At 64.6% G+C, this 19500-nt stretch carries 12 protein-coding genes; 11 read left to right on the forward strand and 1 reads right to left on the reverse strand.

Going from position 1 to position 19500, the window contains the following annotated elements; all coding sequences use genetic code 11:
• Window positions 1–78: 78 nt before the first annotated feature.
• Entirely contained in the window at window positions 79–1689 is a 1611-nt protein-coding gene (locus tag AC0L2A_RS06850; protein WP_473608053.1) for a phosphoenolpyruvate carboxykinase, read from the reverse strand.
• 344 nt (window positions 1690–2033) lie between these two features.
• Between AC0L2A_RS06850 and AC0L2A_RS06855 the strand changes: the two genes are divergently transcribed.
• The 11 genes from AC0L2A_RS06855 to addA all read left to right on the forward strand — a co-directional run bounded on the left by AC0L2A_RS06855 (window position 2034) and on the right by addA (window position 19457).
• Window positions 2034–2735, forward strand: coding sequence for a response regulator transcription factor (locus tag AC0L2A_RS06855; RefSeq protein ID WP_023796909.1), 702 nt, complete (start codon window positions 2034–2036; stop codon window positions 2733–2735).
• A gap of 195 nt (window positions 2736–2930) precedes the next feature.
• Window positions 2931–4712 (forward strand): sensor histidine kinase, encoded by a 1782-nt coding sequence (locus AC0L2A_RS06860; protein ID WP_023796908.1) that lies wholly within the window; start codon window positions 2931–2933, stop codon window positions 4710–4712.
• A 158-nt stretch (window positions 4713–4870) separates the two neighbouring features.
• Window positions 4871–5332, forward strand: a complete 462-nt coding sequence (locus AC0L2A_RS06865) for an HPr kinase/phosphorylase (RefSeq protein ID WP_473608054.1) — start codon at window positions 4871–4873, stop codon at window positions 5330–5332.
• A gap of 162 nt (window positions 5333–5494) precedes the next feature.
• The gene (locus AC0L2A_RS06870; RefSeq protein ID WP_027152037.1) at window positions 5495–5896 is read left to right on the forward strand and encodes a PTS sugar transporter subunit IIA; all 402 of its coding nucleotides are present in this window, start codon (window positions 5495–5497) and stop codon (window positions 5894–5896) included.
• Window positions 5893–6189, forward strand: coding sequence for an HPr family phosphocarrier protein (locus AC0L2A_RS06875; RefSeq protein WP_023796904.1), 297 nt, complete (start codon window positions 5893–5895; stop codon window positions 6187–6189). The genes AC0L2A_RS06870 and AC0L2A_RS06875 overlap by 4 nt, the downstream gene beginning before the upstream one ends.
• 191 nt (window positions 6190–6380) lie before the next feature.
• Window positions 6381–7781, forward strand: a complete 1401-nt coding sequence (gene ahcY, locus AC0L2A_RS06880; protein WP_128168861.1) for an adenosylhomocysteinase — start codon at window positions 6381–6383, stop codon at window positions 7779–7781.
• A gap of 187 nt (window positions 7782–7968) precedes the next feature.
• Complete coding sequence (locus AC0L2A_RS06885) at window positions 7969–10548, forward strand: sensor histidine kinase (protein ID WP_473608056.1); 2580 nt, start codon at window positions 7969–7971, stop codon at window positions 10546–10548.
• Between the two features lie 8 nt (window positions 10549–10556).
• Entirely contained in the window at window positions 10557–12068 is a 1512-nt protein-coding gene (gene tsaE, locus AC0L2A_RS06890; RefSeq protein ID WP_473608057.1) for a tRNA (adenosine(37)-N6)-threonylcarbamoyltransferase complex ATPase subunit type 1 TsaE, read from the forward strand.
• Entirely contained in the window at window positions 12065–12835 is a 771-nt protein-coding gene (locus AC0L2A_RS06895; RefSeq protein WP_473608059.1) for a nucleotidyltransferase family protein, read from the forward strand. The genes tsaE and AC0L2A_RS06895 overlap by 4 nt, the downstream gene beginning before the upstream one ends.
• On the forward strand, window positions 12832–15951 hold the full coding sequence (gene addB / locus AC0L2A_RS06900) for a double-strand break repair protein AddB (protein WP_473608060.1): 3120 nt from the start codon (window positions 12832–12834) through the stop codon (window positions 15949–15951). Before AC0L2A_RS06895 ends, addB begins: the two co-directional genes overlap by 4 nt.
• On the forward strand, window positions 15948–19457 hold the full coding sequence (addA, locus tag AC0L2A_RS06905; protein WP_473608061.1) for a double-strand break repair helicase AddA: 3510 nt from the start codon (window positions 15948–15950) through the stop codon (window positions 19455–19457). The genes addB and addA overlap by 4 nt, the downstream gene beginning before the upstream one ends.
• Window positions 19458–19500 lie beyond the last annotated feature (43 nt).

A 19500-nucleotide genomic window follows, 5' to 3' on the forward strand; every position in this document is an offset into this window, starting at 1 on the left:
GGCCCGGGCGTTCCCGATCCCCGGGTCGGGCCCTTGCCCGATCCCGATCCCGGCCCGGGCCTGGTAGCCGGCTGGCGACTATTCCGCGGCTTCGCGCATGCGCGGCGCGGCGCCGAGCACGATGGCGTCGACATGCGGTTCGAATTTTTCGAAATTGACGGCGAACATGCCGACCAGCCTCGCCGCCTGCAGGTCATAGGCTGAGGTATCGGCCCATGTCGATCTTGGATCGAGAATGGCACGGTCGACGCCCGCGACCGCCACCGGCACCTCGAAACCAAAATTGGCGTCGGTCCGGTAATCGGTCCCTTTCAGCGAGCCGTCGAGCGCCGCGGCGAGCAGCGCCCGCGTTGCCTTGATCGGCATTCGCTTGCCGGTGCCGTAGGCGCCGCCGGTCCAGCCGGTGTTGACCAGCCAGCAATCGACACCGTGATGGGCGATCAGCTCGCGAAGCAGATTGCCGTATTCCGACGGATGGCGCGGCATGAACGGTGCGCCGAAACAGGTCGAAAACGTCGCTTCGGGTTCGGTGACGCCCTTTTCGGTCCCTGCCACCTTGGCGGTGTAGCCGGAGAGGAAATGATACATCGCCTGCGCCGGGGTCAGCCGGGCGATCGGCGGCATCACGCCGAATGCGTCGGCGGTCAGCATGATGATGTTTTTCGGATGACTGGCGCGGCCTGTCTTGCTGGCGTTGGGGATGAAGTGGAGCGGATAGGCGCAGCGCGTGTTTTCAGTGAGATTGCCGTCGTTGAAATCCGGCACGCGGCCGGCGTCGAGCACCACATTCTCCAGCACCGTGCCGAAGCGCTGGGTGGTGGCGAAGATCTCCGGCTCGGCTTCGGCCGAGAGCTTTATCGTCTTGGCATAGCAGCCGCCTTCGAAGTTGAAGATGCCATGCGGACCCCAGCCGTGCTCGTCGTCGCCGACCAGCGTGCGCGACGGATCGGCCGACAGCGTCGTCTTGCCGGTTCCCGAGAGGCCGAAGAAGATCGCCGCGTCTCCGCCGGCGCCTTCATTGGCCGAGCAATGCATCGGCATCACGCCCTTCGCCGGCAACAGATAGTTGAGCACGGTGAACACCGATTTTTTCATTTCGCCGGCATAGGAGGTGCCGCCGATCAGCACGATCATGCGCGTCAGATCGACGGCGATCACCGTTCCGGTTCGGCTGCCGTGGCGGACGGGATCGGCGCGGAACGACGGCAGGTCGATGATCGTCAACTCGGGCACGAAATGCTCGAGCTCGGCGGCTTGCGGGCGAATGAGCAGATTGCGGATGAACAAGGAGTGCCAGGCAAGCTCGGTGACGACCCGGGTCGTCAGCTTCAAGTCCTCATCGGCGCCGCCGACCAGGTCCTGCACATAAAGATCCTTGTCCGCCGCATGGGCGCGAAAATCGGCGAGCAGCGTGTCGAACTGGGCCGGCGAAATCGCCTTGTTGTTGTCCCACCAGACATGCGGCCCGGTGGTCTCGTCGCGCACGACGAATTTGTCCTTGGGCGAGCGGCCGGTGTGCTGCCCGGTCTCGGCGACCAGTGCGCCATGCGCGGTAAGCCGGGCCTCGCCGCGGCGGATCGCGTCCTCGTAAAGGACGGCCTCGCCGAAATTATAGCGCACCGCGCCGGTGGTTTTCAGGCCGATCCGGTCGATCGCCCATGCGGGATTGCGTTTGCCGGCTTCCGACATGAGGGGTTCCTTCTTCGATTGCAGCATCCTGGCCGGCGAACTTCCGGAGCCCCCAACGATGGAGACTGTAACGGTCAGAACCAGAAAAGCCAAATGATATCAAATATTTAATCGATTTAAATATTTTGAAAGTTGTTTAAATCGTTTATATGTGCGAAAAATCAGGCGGGTGCCCAAAGGATTGGCGGTCTGTATCGGTCCAATCCATGTTGAGGTTAAATTGTGGCCGCCGGCATGCCGCTCGTGACAGCGGACGAAGCCTGTGCCACATTTTGTACCTAATTTGTCCTGCAAAAGCCCCTTCTCGACCAAAGAAGGGACAGCTCATGAGGGAGCCACTTGAAATGGCAACAATCGCGCTTGTCGACGACGACCGCAACATTCTGACTTCGGTGTCGATCGCCCTCGAATCGGAGGGGTACCGCGTCGAAACCTATACGGATGGGGCGTCGGCGCTGGAAGGTCTGGCGGCGCGCCCGCCGAATCTCGCCATCCTCGACATCAAGATGCCGCGCATGGACGGCATGGAACTTCTGCGCCGGATGCGCCAGAAATCCGACCTGCCGGTGATCTTCCTGACCTCCAAGGACGACGAGATCGATGAGCTTTTCGGCCTCAAGATGGGCGCCGACGACTTTATCCGCAAACCCTTCTCGCAGCGTCTTCTGGTCGAGCGGGTTCGCGCCGTGCTGCGCCGTGCCAGCGCCCGCGAGGCGTCGGCCAAGACGCCCAACCAGCAGGCCCGTTCGCTTGAGCGCGGCCAGCTTGTCATGGACCAGGAGCGCCACACCTGCACCTGGAAAGGCGAGCCGGTCACGCTTACCGTCACCGAATTCCTGATCCTGCATTCTCTGGCCCAACGCCCCGGTGTGGTAAAAAGCCGTGATGCGCTGATGGATTCGGCCTATGATGAGCAGGTCTATGTCGATGACCGCACCATCGACAGTCACATCAAGCGGCTTCGCAAGAAGTTCAAGGCTGTCGATGATGACTTCGAGATGATCGAAACCCTTTACGGAGTCGGATATCGGTTCCGCGAAGCATGAATTGATGCATGTCGCCAAAAGTGGTCCCGGCTCTGGGACACCGACATGCTCAAAACTTAATGCATGTCGCCCAAAAGCGGTGCCGGTTTTGGGACACCGACATGCTCAAAACCTAATGCATGTCGCACGAAAGTGGTCCCGGTTCTGGGACACCGACATGCATAAAAGCCAGGACTGAGCGGGGGCTGCTATTCGATGGCAGTGGACGTAGAGCGAGTGAGACGGACGGGCGCCCGGCGCCCGTCGCGGATTCTGCCCGCATTCTTGTCGAGGATCACGGTGCCGATGCGCCGCTTCCTCGGCCACCACATCTTTTCCAGCCTGACGCGGCGCATTCTCTTCCTCAATCTCGCCGGCCTGGCCGTCCTGGTCACCGGCATTCTCTACCTCAACACGTTTCGCGACGGGCTCATCGATGCCCGCGTCGAGAGCCTGATGACCCAGGGCGAGATCATCGCCGGCGCGATCGCCGCATCGGCGACGGTCGAGACCGATTCGATCAGCATCGATCCGGAAAAGCTGCTTGAACTGCAGGCCGGCGAAAGCCTGGGCCCCGGCTCCGATCAGCTCGACAATCTGGACTTTCCGATCAATCCTGAGCGCGTCGCGCCGGTGCTCAGGCGCTTGATTTCGCCGACGCGGACGCGCGCCCGGATCTATGACCGCGACGCCAATCTGCTGCTCGATTCGCGCCACCTCTATTCGCGCGGCCAGATCCTTCGCTACGATCTGCCGCCGACCGACAAGGAAGAGCCCGATCTTCTCGAGCGAATCCAGAAATTCGTCTTCGACTTTTTCCGCAACACCGCGCTGCCGGTCTACCATGAGCAGCCGGGCGGCAACGGCGCTGCATTTCCGGAGGTGGTCAAGGCGCTTACCGGCAGCCCGTCGACCATCGTGCGGATCTCCGAACAGGGCGAGCAGATTGTTTCGGTCGCCGTGCCGATCCAGCGCTTCCGCGCCGTCCTCGGCGTGCTGATGCTGTCGACGGAAGGCGGCGACATCGACAAGATCGTCGCGGCCGAGCGCAAGGCGATCCTGCGCGTCTTCGGTATCGCCGCCCTTGTCACCGCCATCCTATCGATGCTGCTTGCTTCGACCATCGCCAACCCGCTGCGCCGGCTGTCGGCGGCGGCGGTCAGGGTGCGGCGCGGCGTCAAGAATCGCGAGGAAATCCCGGACTTCTCCGATCGGCAGGACGAGATCGGCAATCTGTCGATCGCCGTGCGCGACATGACCAATGCGCTCTACGCCCGCATCGAGGCGATCGAAAGTTTCGCGGCCGACGTATCGCACGAATTGAAGAACCCGCTGACCTCGCTGCGCAGCGCGGTAGAGACCCTGCCTCTGGCCAAGAACGAGGCGTCGCGCGCCCGGCTGATGGAGATCATCCAGCACGACGTCCGGCGGCTGGACCGTCTCATCACCGACATTTCCGATGCCTCCCGTCTTGACGCCGAGCTCGCGCGCGAAGACGCAGGAACCGTGGATCTCAAGAAATTCATCACCGATCTGGTCGACGTTTCGCGCACGGCCACGCGCAACAAGAAGACGGTCGACATCGAGTTCAAGGTCGCCAAACTGCCGCAGGGCGTCAAAGGCTATTTCGTCGCCGGCCATGATCTGAGGATCGGCCAGGTCATCACCAACCTGATCGAGAATGCCCGCTCCTTCGTTCCTGAGGAGCGCGGCCACATCGCCATATCGCTGGCGCGCGCCGGCAAGGTCAACATCATCACCGTCGACGACAATGGTCCCGGTATAAGGGCCGACAACATCGACCGCATCTTCGAGCGCTTCTACACCGACCGGCCGGCCGGCGAGGCGTTCGGCCAGAACTCGGGTCTTGGCCTGTCGATCAGCAGGCAGATCGTCGAAGCCCATGGCGGCACGCTGACCGCCGAGAACATCCCGGGCACCAAACCCGGCGAGATCAAGGGCGCGCGTTTCGTCGTCACACTGCCGGCGGAAGGCTGACGCATGATCCCGAAAAGTGGGAACCGGTTTTCGGACAAGATCATGCGTGAACCAAAAAGCATGATCCCGAAAAGTGGGAACCGGTTTTTCGGACAAGATCATGCGTGAATCAAAAAGCATGATCCCGAAAAGTGGCGACCGGTTTCCGGCCAAGAATCATGCCTGAGCCGACTGTGAAGGCTGAGAACATTCACGGCACGGCGATCCTGATCGGCGAGCGTGGTGTCCTCATCACGGGACCGTCCGGGTCGGGCAAGACGACGCTGGCGTTCGCCCTCATCGATCATTGCCGCCAACGTGGATTGTTTTCGCGGCTGATCGGTGACGACAGGCTCCTCGCGGCCGATCACGCGGGGCGGCTGGTCTGCCGGGTGCCCGCTCCCATCGCCGGCCTCGCCGAGGTGCCCGGATTCGGCCCGCGGCCATTGTCGTTCGAGCCCGGCGGCATCATCGACCTTTGCGTCCGGCTGGTCCCGGCAAGCGAAATGGACCGCTTCCAGGAAGATGCCAGCGAGTTCATCGCGGGCTGTCCGGTGCCGCGTATTGATCTTGCCGAACGCAATGTTCCGGCGGCCCTGCCGGCCGTGATGGCGCAGCTGCCAATTGCGCCTTTCGTATGATGCGATTTCGAATTGTTGCTGCAATGCGTCAAAATGGCCTGCGCCTGTGCAATTTTGGGCTTGTCAACGCGCCTCGCGTCGACAAGATAGCGCTCCCGCCGCCTGAAAAGGCCGGCGAGCATGAAACGCCTGTGAAGCGGCGATGACGGGAGCCACCAAAGAATGATCGGACTCGTGCTTGTAACGCACGGTCAACTGGCCGCCGAATTCCGCCATGCCGTGGAACATGTCGTCGGGCCACAAGACAGTTTCGAGACCGTCGCGATCGGCGCCGATGACGATATGGAGCAGCGCCGCAGCGACATCATCGATGCCGTTGCCCGTGTCGACACGGGAGCGGGCGTCATCGTCTTGACAGACATGTTCGGCGGCACGCCTTCCAATCTTGCAATTTCGGTGATGGAATCCGGTCGTACCGAGGTCATTGCTGGCATGAACCTGCCGATGCTGATCAAGCTGTCCAGCATTCGCAAGGGCGACAATATGAGCGCAGCGCTGGACGAGGCGCAGGCGGCCGGCCGCAAATACATCAATGTCGCCAGCCAGCTTCTGAGCAGCAAATGAGCGCGCTGTCGGCCAACAAGGGTGACATCGTCCGGGAATTTCCAATCGTCAACCAGCGTGGCCTGCATGCCCGCGCCTCGGCAAAATTCGTTCAGGTTGCCAGCGGCTTCGACGCCTCCGTCCAGGTCGAGAAGGACGGCGTCACGGTTGGTGGCACCTCGATCATGGGCCTCATGATGCTGGCGGCAAGCCCCGGCTATTCGATCCGCGTCACCGCCAGCGGCCCGGAGGCCGAGCAGGTGATCGACGCGCTGGAGCAACTGGTCGCCTCCCGCTTCGGCGAAGAGTCCTGACGCCTGGAGCGCGTCGCGGCTGAACCCGATTTCGCGCCGGCGCTCCTCTGAGGACATGCACGGATAAAGATTTCTTTATATCCCATTGTCGTCCGACCGACGATCTGCTAGTCAGGCCGGCAACTCGCGCCCTTCGACACGCCTTCCGGCGCGGGCGCATCCCGAAGACAATTCTTGATCGGAGCACTGCCATGACGGGTAGCAATGACTATGTGGTCGCCGACATCTCGCTTGCCGGCTGGGGCCGCAAGGAGATCGAGATCGCCGAAACCGAAATGCCGGGCCTGATGGCCTGCCGCGAAGAATTTGGCAAGGCGCAGCCGCTCAAGGGCGCGCGCATCACCGGCTCGCTGCACATGACCATCCAGACGGCGGTGTTGATCGAAACGCTGAAGGCGCTCGGCGCCGAGATCCGCTGGGCCTCCTGCAACATCTTCTCGACCCAGGACCATGCGGCCGCGGCCATCGCCGAGGCCGGCATTCCGGTCTTCGCGGTCAAGGGCGAGTCGCTCGAGGACTACTGGGTCTACACCGACAAGATATTCCAGTGGGCCGATGGCGGCACCTCCAACATGATCCTCGACGATGGCGGCGATGCCACCATGTACATCCTGATCGGCGCGCGCGCCGAAGCCGGCGAGGATGTGCTCTCCAATCCAGGCAGCGAGGAGGAAGAAATCCTGTTTGCCCAGATCAAGAAGCGGATGGCGGCATCGCCCGGCTTCTTCGCCAAGCAGAAGGAGGCGATCCGCGGCGTCACCGAAGAGACGACGACCGGCGTCAACCGGCTCTATCAGTTGCAGAAGAAGGGCCTGCTGCCGTTCCCGGCGATCAACGTCAACGACAGCGTGACCAAGTCGAAATTCGACAATAAATATGGCTGCAAGGAATCGCTGGTCGACGGCATTCGCCGCGGCACCGACACGATGATGGCCGGCAAGGTTGCGGTCGTCTGCGGCTATGGCGACGTCGGCAAGGGCTCTTCGGCGTCGCTCAAGGGCGCCGGCGCCCGCGTCAAGGTCACCGAGGTCGATCCGATCTGCGCATTGCAGGCGGCAATGGACGGCTTCGAAGTCGTCACCCTCGAAGATGCCGCCCCGACCGCCGACATCATCATCACCACCACCGGCAACAAGGATGTCGTCACCATCGACCATATGCGGGCGATGAAGGACATGGTGATCGTCGGCAATATCGGCCACTTCGACAACGAGATCCAGGTGGCGTCGCTGCGCAATCTGAAGTGGACCAACATCAAGCCGCAGGTCGACATGATCACCTTCCCGGACGGCAAGCGGATGATCCTTTTGTCGGAAGGCCGCCTGCTCAATCTCGGCAACGCCACCGGCCACCCGAGCTTCGTCATGTCGGCGTCCTTCACCAACCAGGTGCTGGCCCAGATCGAGCTGTACAGCAAGCCCGGTCAGTATCAGAACCAGGTCTATGTCCTGCCGAAGCATCTCGATGAAAAGGTCGCGCGCCTGCATCTCGACAAGCTCGGCGCCCGGCTTACCGAACTGTCCGGCGAACAGGCCGCCTATATCGGCGTGACCCCGCAGGGACCGTTCAAGCCGGAACACTACCGCTATTAACCACAGCGGAAATTACCACTAGATATTGAGGCCGGGCGATTGACTTTCGCCCGGCTTTATTTTTGCGCTGATTGATTCTTCACGCCGATTCGCGCAAGCGCTATGGTGCTGATTCGCGGGCCCGGGGACGAGGGCCGAGGCCCGCATCAGGGCGGTCTTGCATTCAGGCGGCGAAGAGGACCAGGACATGCCGGGGGATTACCCGCCTTGCGCGGGACAGGCCGTTTCCGGCGGCCACAACGATATGGCGACCACGGGTTCCGCTGCCAGAGGCGGAAGCCTCTTATGGCGCGCTGGCGCCCGCGTCGGAAAATTGCTTGCTTGTTCCGCGCTCGCCGGCCCGCTGCTTGGCCTTTCGGCACACGCTGGACCGGCTGCTGCATCCCACGCGGCTGCGCCCAAAGCCGGGCTGTCGGTCAGCACGGTCGAGGTCATGCAACTCGCCATGTTTGTCGGCGTCATGGGCGCGGCACTTGTCTCGGCCATTTTCCTGATCCGCGAACGGGCGCGCACCTCGGCCCAGAATGGCGAACTCAGAGCCCGCCTGGCCGACGTCAACGCTGCGCTGCAGCGCTCCGAGGCGCTGCTCAACCTGCGCGACCAGCGTGTCGTCGTGTGGGCATCGGAAAACAAAAAGCCCGAGCTCGTCGGGACATTGCCGGTTGAAAGCGGGGCTCCGGAAGACCGTGCCGCCTTCCTCGCCTTTGGCCGTTGGCTGATGCCGCGCTCGGCGGCGGCGCTCGAGAATGCCGTGGCGGGACTGCGGGAAAAGGCGAAGCCGTTCGATCTCGTCATCGAATCGCAGGCCGGGGCGCCGCTCGAAGTGCACGGCCGCAAGAGCGCAGCACACGTGCTCGTCCGCTTCGTCTCGCTTTCTGAAACGCAGCGAAGCGAGGCCAGGCTAAGAATTGAGAACCAGCGCCTTGCCGCCGACTATGACACCATGCTCGGTCTTTTCAACGCACTCAGCATGCCAGCCTGGCTGCGCTCGGCGGACGGGCGGCTGAAATGGGTTAACCGCGCCTATGCCAGGGCGGTCGAGGCGGAAAACGCCGAAGCTGCGGTTCGCGACGCGAAGGAGTTCCTGGGCGGCCAGGCGCGCGATGCAATCGCTGCGCAGCACAAGTCGCATCCCGTCTTCGAGCAGGCGCTTTCCACCGTGATCGAAGGCGACCGCCGCATGTTCGCCGTGACCGACTTCGCCGGCGCGGACGGCTCGGCGGGTCTCGCCTGCGACACCAGCGCCATCGAAACGATCCGTAACGAATATGAGCGGACCGTGCGCAGCCATGCCGACACGCTCGACCAGCTCAACACCGCCGTGGCGATTTTCGATACCGACGAAAAACTGCGGTTTTTCAACCAGGCGTTTCAGAAACTATGGGGTCTCGACGCCGGCTTCCTGCACAGCGCTCCGGACAACGCCTTGTTGCTCGACCGGCTGCGCAGCGAAGGCAAGATCGCCGAGCAGCCCGAATGGCGGCGCTGGAAGGAAAGCCTGCTTGGCGCCTATCGCGCGGTCGAGTCGCAGGAACATTGGTGGCATTTGCCGGACGGCAAGACCATCCGCGTCGTCGCCAATCCGCAGCCCAAAGGTGGCGTCACCTGGGTGTTCGAGAACCTGACCGAGAAGATGGACCTTGAAAGCCGCTACCAGACCGCGGTGCGGGTCCAGGGCGAAACGCTCGACAATCTTGCCGAAGGCGTAGCCGTGTTCGGCCCCGACGGCAGGCTCAGATTGTCGAACCCGGCATTCGCAGCACTTTGGGGGCTCGACGCCGACGCCGCCAAGTCCAACGTTCACGTCTCCACGATCCGCGATCTGTGCGACCGGCGCGCCGCCGACAGCCCCTGGCGCGGGTTCGTTGCCGCCGTCACCGGTTTCGACGACGAGCGCCGCGACCGCCACGGCCAGACCGAGCTGAACAACGGCACCGTGCTGCGCTACGCGATGATCCCGCTGCCCAACGGGCAGGTGATGATGACCTTCGTCGACGTCACCGACAGCGTCAATGTCGAGCGGGCGCTGAAGGACAAGAATGAGGCGCTGGAAAAATCCGACCAGCTCAAGAACGAGTTTGTGCAGCACGTCTCCTACGAGCTGCGCTCGCCGCTGACCAACATCATCGGCTTCACCGAGCTGCTTTCGCTGCCCTCGACCGGGCCATTGAACCAGAAGCAGAGCGAATATGTCGAGCATGTCAGTTCGTCTTCCTCGGTCCTGCTCACCATCGTCAACGACATCCTCGATCTGGCCACCGTGGATGCCGGCATCATGGAGCTCGATATCTCCGAAGTTCACGTCGACCGGACCATCGCTGCCGCTGCCGAGCTTGTTGCCGACCGGCTGGAGGAGCATGCGATCAGGCTCAAGATCGATGCGACCACTGCGCCAAAGACGTTCCACGGCGACGAAATCCGCATCCGCCAGATCCTCTACAACCTGCTGAGCAATGCCGCGAACTACGCACCGGAGGCGAGCACCATCACGCTCGCCTGCCGCTCACTTGCCGAAGGCGTGGAATTCTCCGTTCACGACGACGGTCCCGGCATGCCGCCGGACCTGCTCGATTCCGTGTTCCGCCGTTTCGAACCGCGCACCAATGGCGGCCGCCGGCGCGGCCCCGGCCTGGGCCTGTCGATCGTCAAGAGCTTTGTCGAACTGCATGGCGGCAGTGTCCGCATCGAAACCGGCAAGGACATGGGCACCACCGTCATTTGTGCCTTTCCCGACACGCCGTCCGGCATCCGCGCGGCGGCCGAGTAGCGCGCTCGATGGCAGGCATGGTACTGGAGCGTTTTCTCGCCGACGAGGCTGCGACCGCAAGGCTGGGCGAGGATTTGGCCATGTCGCTGCGCCCCGGCGACGTGCTGGCTCTCAGAGGCGATCTCGGCGCCGGCAAGTCGAGTTTGGCGCGGGCGCTGATCAGGGCAATGACCGACGATGCCGGTCTCGACGTGCCGAGCCCGACCTTCACGCTCGTCCAGAGCTATGAGGCGCGCGTCCCCGTCCATCATTTCGACCTCTATCGCCTGTCCGCGGCGTCCGAACTGGACGAACTGGGTTTCGACGAGGCGCTGGCGCAAGGCGCTGCCCTGGTCGAATGGCCGGAGCGGGCAGAGGCCTATTTGCCAAAGACTTCGGTGCTGATCGAGCTCGTCCATCAGGACGACGGGCGCCTGGCGAGATTGTCGGGACCAGGCGCTGCCTTCGAGCGCGCGGCGCGCTCGCTGGCCATGCGCAATTTTCTCGAAACAGCCGGCTGGGGTGAAGCGCAGAGACGCTATTTTATCGGCGACGCCTCGGCCCGCTCCTATGAGGTCGTCTCGCTGGCCGGCCTGCCGCCGCGCGTGTTGATGAACTCGCCGCGGCTGGTGCTCGGGCCGCCGGTCCGCGACGGCAAGCCCTATGCGGTGATCGCCCACACCGCACAATCCGTCGCCGCCTTCGTCGCCATCGATCGGGCATTGCGGACCGGCGGCGTCAGCGCCCCGGAAATCCACGCGCAGGACCTGGACCAGGGCTTTCTTCTCATGGAGCATCTCGGCTCGGAGGGATTTCTCGGCCAGCACGGTCAGCCGCTGGCGGAGCGCTACGCGGCGGCGGCCGAACTGCTTGCGATGATGCACGGCAAGACGTGGCCCGATCGCATCGAGGCCGCGCCCGGCGTCTTTCACGACGTGCCGCCTTTCGACCGCGACGCCATGATGATCGAAGCCGAACTGCTGCTCGACTGGTATGTGCCGGCGATTTCAGGCGGCCCGGCAAGCGATGCCTTGCGCGCCGGCTATACCAAGCAATGGAACGCGGCTCTCGACCGGCTGGAGGGTCGCGAATACACGCTCATGCTGCGCGACTTTCATTCGCCCAACATCATCTGGCGCGGCAATCGTTCCGGTCACGATCGCCTTGGCATCGTCGATGTCCAGGACGCGCTGATCGGCCCTTCCGCCTACGATCTCGCCTCTCTCGCCATGGACGCCCGGGTTACGATCTCGCCTGAGATCGAGCGACGGACGCTCAATGCCTATATCGCTGCGCGCCATAAGGCTGGCGCTTTTAACGAAGACGAATTCGTCGAGGCCTATGCGATCATGGCGGCGCAGCGCAATTCGAAGATCCTCGGCATTTTCGTCCGGCTCGAAAAGCGCGACGGCAAGCCCTATTATCTGAAACACCTGCCGCGCATCCGCGATTATCTTCGGCGGGCGCTGGCGCATCCGGCACTGGCCGGCCTGCGGGATTTCTACACCGCCCAAGGGCTGCTGGAGGAGCGGCCGCTGTGACGACACGCCCCAAAACCGCAATGGTGCTTGCCGCCGGGCTGGGAAAGCGCATGCGGCCAATCACCGACACAATGCCGAAACCGCTGGTCAGGATATCAGGCAAGACGTTGCTCGACTGGAGCCTGGACGGCCTGGCCCGTGCCGGCGTCGACAAGGCCATCGTCAACGTCCATTACTTTCCCGAGCAGATCGTCGCCCACGTCGCCGCGCGCCGCGCGCCGCGCGTCGTCATTTCCGACGAAAGCCAAAGACTGCTCGATTCCGCCGGCGGTATCGTCCATGCTTTGCCGGAACTGGGAGGGGCTCCCTTTTACATCGTCAACGCCGACACCTTCTGGATCGACAGCGGCGTGCCCAACCTTGACCGCCTCGCCCTTGCATGGGACGCGGCGAAAATGGATATTCTGCTGATGCTCGCGGATTCCCAGTCAGCAACCGGACACAGCGGCGGCACCGATTTCCTGATGGCGCCGGGCGGCGCCTTGCGGCGTTCGAAAGGCGACCCGACAGGCCTGATCTATGCCGGCGCGGCGATCGTCCATCCCAGGCTTTTCAAGGATGCGCCGGCCGGCCCACACTCGCTCAACGCCTATTTCGATGCGGCCATCGCAGCCGGCCGCCTGTACGGCATGGTGATGCACGGCCATTGGATCACCGTTGGCACGCCCGACGCCATTCCGCTTGCGGAAGCGGTCGTTGCCACCGCTCTTGCTGAGTCGCCCGGCACTCTTACCGAGTTGACCAGCGCTCTCACCGAGTTGAAATGAGCGGCTCCCGCCGCGTTTTCTCGATCCCGCCCGGAGCGCCGTTTCTGCCGACGCTGGCCGAGGCCCTGCTGTCAGGGCGCCTCGTTTCCGGTTTCCGCTTCGACGGCGACCCGCTGGCGCTGGCCGACGCCACCATCTACGTGCCGACGCGCCGCGCCGCCCGGGCGCTGCGCGGCGTCTTCGTCGACTGTCTGGGTGGCCGCTCGGCGATCCTGCCGGTCATCCGCCCGCTCGGCGAGTTCGACGAGGACGAGGCCGCGTTCGAGGCCGACGCATCGGCCGCCATCGACCTCGCGCCGCCGATCGCCGCGATCGAGCGCCTGCTGCTGCTGGCGCCGCTGGTGCGCGCCTGGAAACGCCGCCTGCCGGCGCATGTCGCGGCACTTTTCGACGAGGAGATCGTTGTGCCGGCGTCGGCCGCCGATGCCATCTGGCTGGCGCGCGACCTGGCCCGGCTGATGGACGAGATCGAGACGGAAGGCACGGACTGGACCAGGCTTGCCGATCTGGTGACCGGCAACCTCGCCGGCTGGTGGCAAGTGACGCTCGACTTCCTGAGCATCGTCACCGAAAACTGGCCGAATCTCCTCGAAGAACGCAATCGCTCCAACCCGGCTGCGCATCGCAATGCGCTGATAAGGCTGGAAGCAGCGCGGCTGAAGCGCAATCCGCCGACCGGGCCGGTGATCGCCGCCGGCTCCACCGGGTCCATTCCCGCCACCGCTGAATTGCTTGCGGTGATCGCCGGCCTGCCCAGCGGCGCGGTCGTGCTGCCCGGCCTCGACCTGATGCTGGATGAGCCGTCATTCCAGGCAATTGCGGTGCCCGGCGCGCGGCCGGCCTTGCTTGGCCACCCGCAATACGGCCTGGCAAAACTGATCGGCAAGATCGGCGTGCTGCGCGGCGATGTCGAGGAGATCGCCGTTGCCGAAAGGCCGCTCGCGCTGCGCGCCGCACTTGTCGGCGAGGCGCTGCGGCCGGCGGAGACCACCGAGCTGTGGGTCGAGACGCGCGCCCGCTTTACGGCCGGCGATATAACCGAGGCCTTCGCCGACGTGACGCTACTCGAAGCCGCCGGCGAGCGCGACGAAGCGGTGGCGATCGCCGTCGCGCTGAAACGCGCCGTCGAACAGCCCGGCCAGCGCGCCGCGCTCGTCACCGGCGACCGCGCCCTGGCGAGGCGCGTCTCGGTCGAGCTTTTGCGCTTTGGTGTCGTCGCCGACGATTCGGGCGGCACACCGCTCATCAACACGCCAGCCGCCGGCCTGCTCAGACTGGCGCTTCAGGCGGCGTTCCGCCCCGGCGATCCCGTGGCCCTGCTGTCGCTGCTCAAGCACCCGCTGCTTGGCCTCGGTCTGGAACGCACAAGCGTCCGTCGCGCGGCAGAGATCGTCGAACTGGTGGCGCTGCGCGGCGGCACTGGCCGCCCCGACGTCGCCTCGCTGCCGGAGCTCTTCGAGACCCGCCTCACCGGCCTGGGCAGCACCCGGCCACCGTTCTGGTTTTCCCGCCTGACCGTGCGAAACATCGAAGGCGCCCGCGAACTGCTCGTCCGCCTTACCGCTGCGCTGGCGCCGCTGATTGCCTTTCGCAGTCAAGCCGAAGCCGACCTTGCCGAATTGACCCGGGCCAGCGTCGTCGCGCTCGAAGGTCTCGGCCGCGCCGCGGGTGGCTGTCTGAGCGAACTCTATGCCGACGACGCCGGTGAAAAGCTCGCCGAGCTCTTGCGCGGGCTGGTCGCTGCCTCGGCGTCGTTCTCCTTCGCGGCCGACGAATGGCCCGATGTGATGGAGGCGCTGATCGCACCCGAGACGGTCAAGCCGGCACAAGGCACCGACAGGAACATCGCCATCTGGGGTGCGCTGGAAGCCCGGTTGCAGAACGTCGACACGCTGGTCGTCGGCGGGCTCAACGAAGGCGTGTGGCCGCGCAAGCCGGAAAGCGACCGCTTCATGTCCCGGCTGATGAAGACCGGCATCGACCTCGAGCCGCCCGAACGGCGCATCGGCCTGGCCGCCCATGATTTCCAGATGGCGATGGGGGCGAAGAAAGTGGTGCTGGCGCGCTCCGCCCGCTCCGGCGACGCACCGGCGGTGCCGTCGCGCTGGCTGCAGCGCCTGCTGACCTTCATAGGCAAGGACCATGCGGCGGTGCTTCGCCGGCGTGGTGATGAATTCCTGTCCTGGGCTCGTGCGCTCGATGCCGGCGAACGAAGAGACTTCGCGCCGCGGCCGCAGCCGAAGCCACCGCTGGATGTGCGGCCGCAACATTTCTCGGTCACCGAGATCGAAACGCTGCGCCGCGACCCTTACGCGATCTATGCCAGGAGGATCCTCCGCCTGATGCCGCTCGACCCGGTCATCCGCGACCCGGGCGCTGCCGAACGCGGCACGCTGTTTCACGCCATCCTGCATCTCTTTTCGCGGACCGTGGCCGATCCGCTTGTGCCGGAGGCGCTGGACGGTCTCATTGCCGCCGGCCGCGAATGCTTTGCCGAGGCGGCCCTTCCTCCCGATGTCGAGGCGGTGTGGTGGCCGCGCTTCGAAAAGCTCGCCGCCGGCATCATCGAATGGGAGCGCGGCCGCGCCTTCGCCGTGACAATGCGGCATGCCGAGGAGCACGCCGAGAAAACAGGCGTCGGCCAGTCCGGCGTGACGCTGTCCGGCTATGCCGATCGTGTCGATCTCCTGGCCGGCGGCATGGCCGACATCCTGGATTACAAGACCGGCTCTTCGCCGTCGAAGGCGCAGGCCCATACGCTGCTTTCGCCGCAACTGGCGCTCGAGGGCGCGCTGCTCAGGCGCGGCGCCTTCAAGGGGCTTGGCGCGCGCGAGCCGTCGCAGCTGGCCTTCATCAGGCTGAAGCCGAATGGCGAGGTGTTCGAGGAATCCATCCTCGAATACAACCGCAAGCCGCGAACCGCCGCAGACCTCGCCGAGGAAGCCTGGGCGCGGCTCGAAAAACTGCTGATCCACTATGCCAACCCGGCGACCGGATACCTGTCGCGGGCGTTGCCGTTCCGCGAGGGCGAAACCGACGGCGACTACGACCATCTCGCCCGCGTGCTCGAATGGTCTGCCGGCGGCGACGCCGACGACGAGGGAGGGGAGGCATGAAGAAGGCCTACCCCATCCCGACCGATACCGCCGTCAGCCAGGCAAGCGCCTCAAACCCGCAAAATTCCGCCTGGGTGTCGGCCAACGCCGGATCGGGCAAGACCCATGTGCTGGCCCAGCGTGTCATCCGTCTTCTGCTGCGTGGCACCGATCCGTCGAAGATCCTGTGCCTGACCTACACCCGCGCCGCCGCCGCCAACATGTCGAACCGGGTGTTTTCGACATTGTCGGAATGGACGGCGCTTGGCGACGCAGAACTGGCGACAAGGATAGAGACGCTGGACGGTCGCCAGCCCGATCGCGAAACCATGCGCCGCGCCCGCCGGCTGTTCGCCGAGGCGCTGGAGACGCCCGGCGGGCTGAAGATCCAGACCATCCACGCCTTCTGCGAATCGGTGCTGCACCAGTTCCCGCTGGAGGCCAACATACCGGCCCATTTCGAAATGCTCGATCCGCAGATGGAGGCGTCGCTCTTCTCCGCCGCCCGCCGTGACATGATCTCGGGCACGGCCGCCGGCAATGCGGGGCTGGCCGAGGCTTTCGCGGCCATTCTGGAACGCGGCGGCGAACATGGGCTCGATGCCTTGCTGGCCGAGATCGTGCGCAAGCGCGACGGTCTGCGCGCTTTCATCAGCGCGGCCGGCGGCGATGGTTTTCAGGCGCTGTTCGACGAGTTCAAGTTTCGCGCCGGCCAGACCGCCGATGGCCTGGCGGCGTCCGTCTGGCCGCTGCCGGGCTTCCTGCCGGACTATTTCATCACCTTTGCCCGCGCTGCCGAAGCCGCCGATGCCCGCTTCGTGCTCAACAACGTTCTGCCCTATGCACGTCTTGCCTTCGCCGAGGATGATCCGGTTCGCCGGCTGCATCTGCTGGCAAAAGCCTTCCTGCGAGGCGATGGCGAGCCTTATGAGCCGGCAATGTTCAAGAAGGCGTTGCTCGACCGGTTGCCGGATCTTGCCGAGCGCTATCTGTCAGCGGTCGATGCCATTCTCGAAATCTCCGACCGATTGGCCTTGTTCAGGATGCTGGAGGGCACACGTGCCGCGCTGACCATCGCCGACTGGCTGATCGCCCGCTACGAGCACTTGAAGCGCGCCCGCGGCTTCCTCGATTTCAACGACCTCATCACCCGGACGGTCAATCTCCTGGCGCGGCCCGACGCCGGCCCCTGGGTGCAATACAAGCTCGACCAGGGCATCGACCATATCCTGCTCGACGAGGCGCAGGACACCAGTCCCGACCAGTGGGAGGTGGTGAAGCGACTGGCCGAGGAATTCTTTGCCGGGCTCGGCGCACGCGACAATGTTCACCGCACGGTGTTCGCCGTCGGCGACGAAAAACAGTCGATCTATTCCTTTCAAGGAGCGGCGCCCGACTCCTTCGCCGACTCAAGGCTGCTGTTTTCCGCAAAAGTGCGCGACGCCAAAGCCGCCTTCGCCGATCTCAAGCTGACGTGGTCGTTCCGCTCGACCGAAGACGTGCTTGCGGCGGTGGACCGTGTCTTTGCCGACCCGCTCGTGCGGCGCGGCATCAGCCACGATCCCGACCCGCTGACCCACAAGGCGATCCGCAGCGATGCGCCGGGATATGTCGAGGTCTGGCCGTCGATCGGCGCCGACGTCGTCGACGAACCCGACGACTGGACGCAAGCCGTCGACCACGCCCATGCACCGGCGGTGCGTGTTGCCGAAAACGTCGCGGCAACCATTGCCGGCTGGATCGGCGCTGGCGAGGTCATCGAAGGCCGCGGCAAAAACCTTCGACCCGGCGACGTGCTGGTGCTGGTGCGCAAGCGCGATCGTTTTGTCCATGCGCTGACGCGCGCGCTGAAGCGACGCGACATCCCGGTCGCCGGCGCCGACCGCCTGAGCCTGCCCGGCCACATCGCGGTCAAGGACCTGATCGCGCTCGGTCACTTTCTCGTCCAGCCCGAAGACGATCTGTCGCTCGCCGCCGTGCTGCGCAGCCCGATTTTCGACGTTTCGGAAGAGATGCTTTTCGCGCTCGCCGGCGTCCGGCCGTCCGGCCTCTCGCTGATCGCATCGCTCAGGCAGCAGGCAGGCGAAAGCGCTGCCTTGGCCGCAATCGCTGCCCAACTCGACATATGGTCTGATGAAGCCGCATTCAGGCCAGTGTTCGAATTCTATGCTGGGGCTCTCGCCCGCGACGGCTTGCGCAAGAAAATGATCGCGCGGCTCGGGCCGGAGGCCGGCGACATCCTCGACGAATTCCTGAGCTTCTGCCTGGCCGAGGAGCGGACCGGCCTGCCGGGACTGGAATCCTTCCTGGCGACGCTGGAAAATGCCGGCCCCGAGATCAAGCGCGAAATGGACCAGACCCGCGACGAGGTTCGCGTCATGACCGTGCATGCCGCCAAGGGCCTCGAGGCGCCTGTCGTGTTCCTCGTCGATGGTGGCTCGGCGCCGTTCAGCGATCAGCATCTGCCGCGACTGATGCCGTTCGATGGCTCGGGCCAACACTGGGACGGCAAGGGCTATCTCTGGCGTTCGGCCAACGATGTCGCCAATGGCTTTTCGCGGGCCGCTTCGGTCCGCGCGCGCGAACTGGCCGACGACGAATACCGCCGGCTGCTCTATGTCGGCATGACCCGCGCCGAGGACCGGCTGATCGTCTGCGGCTATCACGGCAAGCGGGCGCCGAATACCGGCACCTGGCACTCGATCGTCAGCCGCGCGCTGGTCGGCGCGCCCGAAAGCATCGAGCGGCAGCATCCCGCCACCGGCGAGACGGTGCATCGCTTTCACGTGACAAAATTGCCGCCGGTCGCACAGGCGGCCGCCGAAGCGGCGCGGCAGGCGCAACAGTTCGAGCCGTTGCCGAAGAGCCTGTTCCAGCCCTTGCCGCCCTTCGAGGATCTGCCGCGGCCGCTGTCGCCGTCCGGCGCCTCGGCGCTGATCGATGAGGCCAGGCAAGCCGTAATCGACACCGGCTCGCCGGTGCTGGACACCGAGGCAGAACCTGGCTTTGCGGTCATGCGGGGGCTGGCGCTGCACAAATTGCTGCAGATGCTGCCCGGCATTGCCGAGACCGAACGCCGCGATGCCGCGGAGCGCTACCTCAAGCGCGCTGGCGCGCAATGGCCTGAAAGCGAGCGCGACAAGGCCTTGGCTTCGGTGGCGACGATCCTTGCCGACAGCCGCTTCGATCAGCTGTTTGCGCCGAACTCACGCGCTGAGGTCGCGGTCATGGGCAGCTTGGAGGTCAAGGGCAAGCTGCGCTCGATCTCCGGCAAGATCGACCGGCTGGCGGTCACATCAGGCAGGGTGTCGATCGTCGACTACAAGACCAACCGGCCGGCGCCTGCAGCGCTGGCGGACGTTCCACCGGCCTATGTCCTGCAGCTCGCGCTCTATCGCGCGCTGCTCCAGCCGCTTTATCCCCGACATGAGGTCTCGGCGGCGCTGCTGTTCACTGAAGCGCCACGATTGATCGAGCTGCCACCGGCGGCGATGGACGACGCTCTTGCCCGACTCACGGGAGCGTGACACAACAGCTGCTTGAAGAAGGGCGCGATCACCACCACATTTG

The organism is Mesorhizobium sp. WSM4844, from assembly GCF_055811775.1.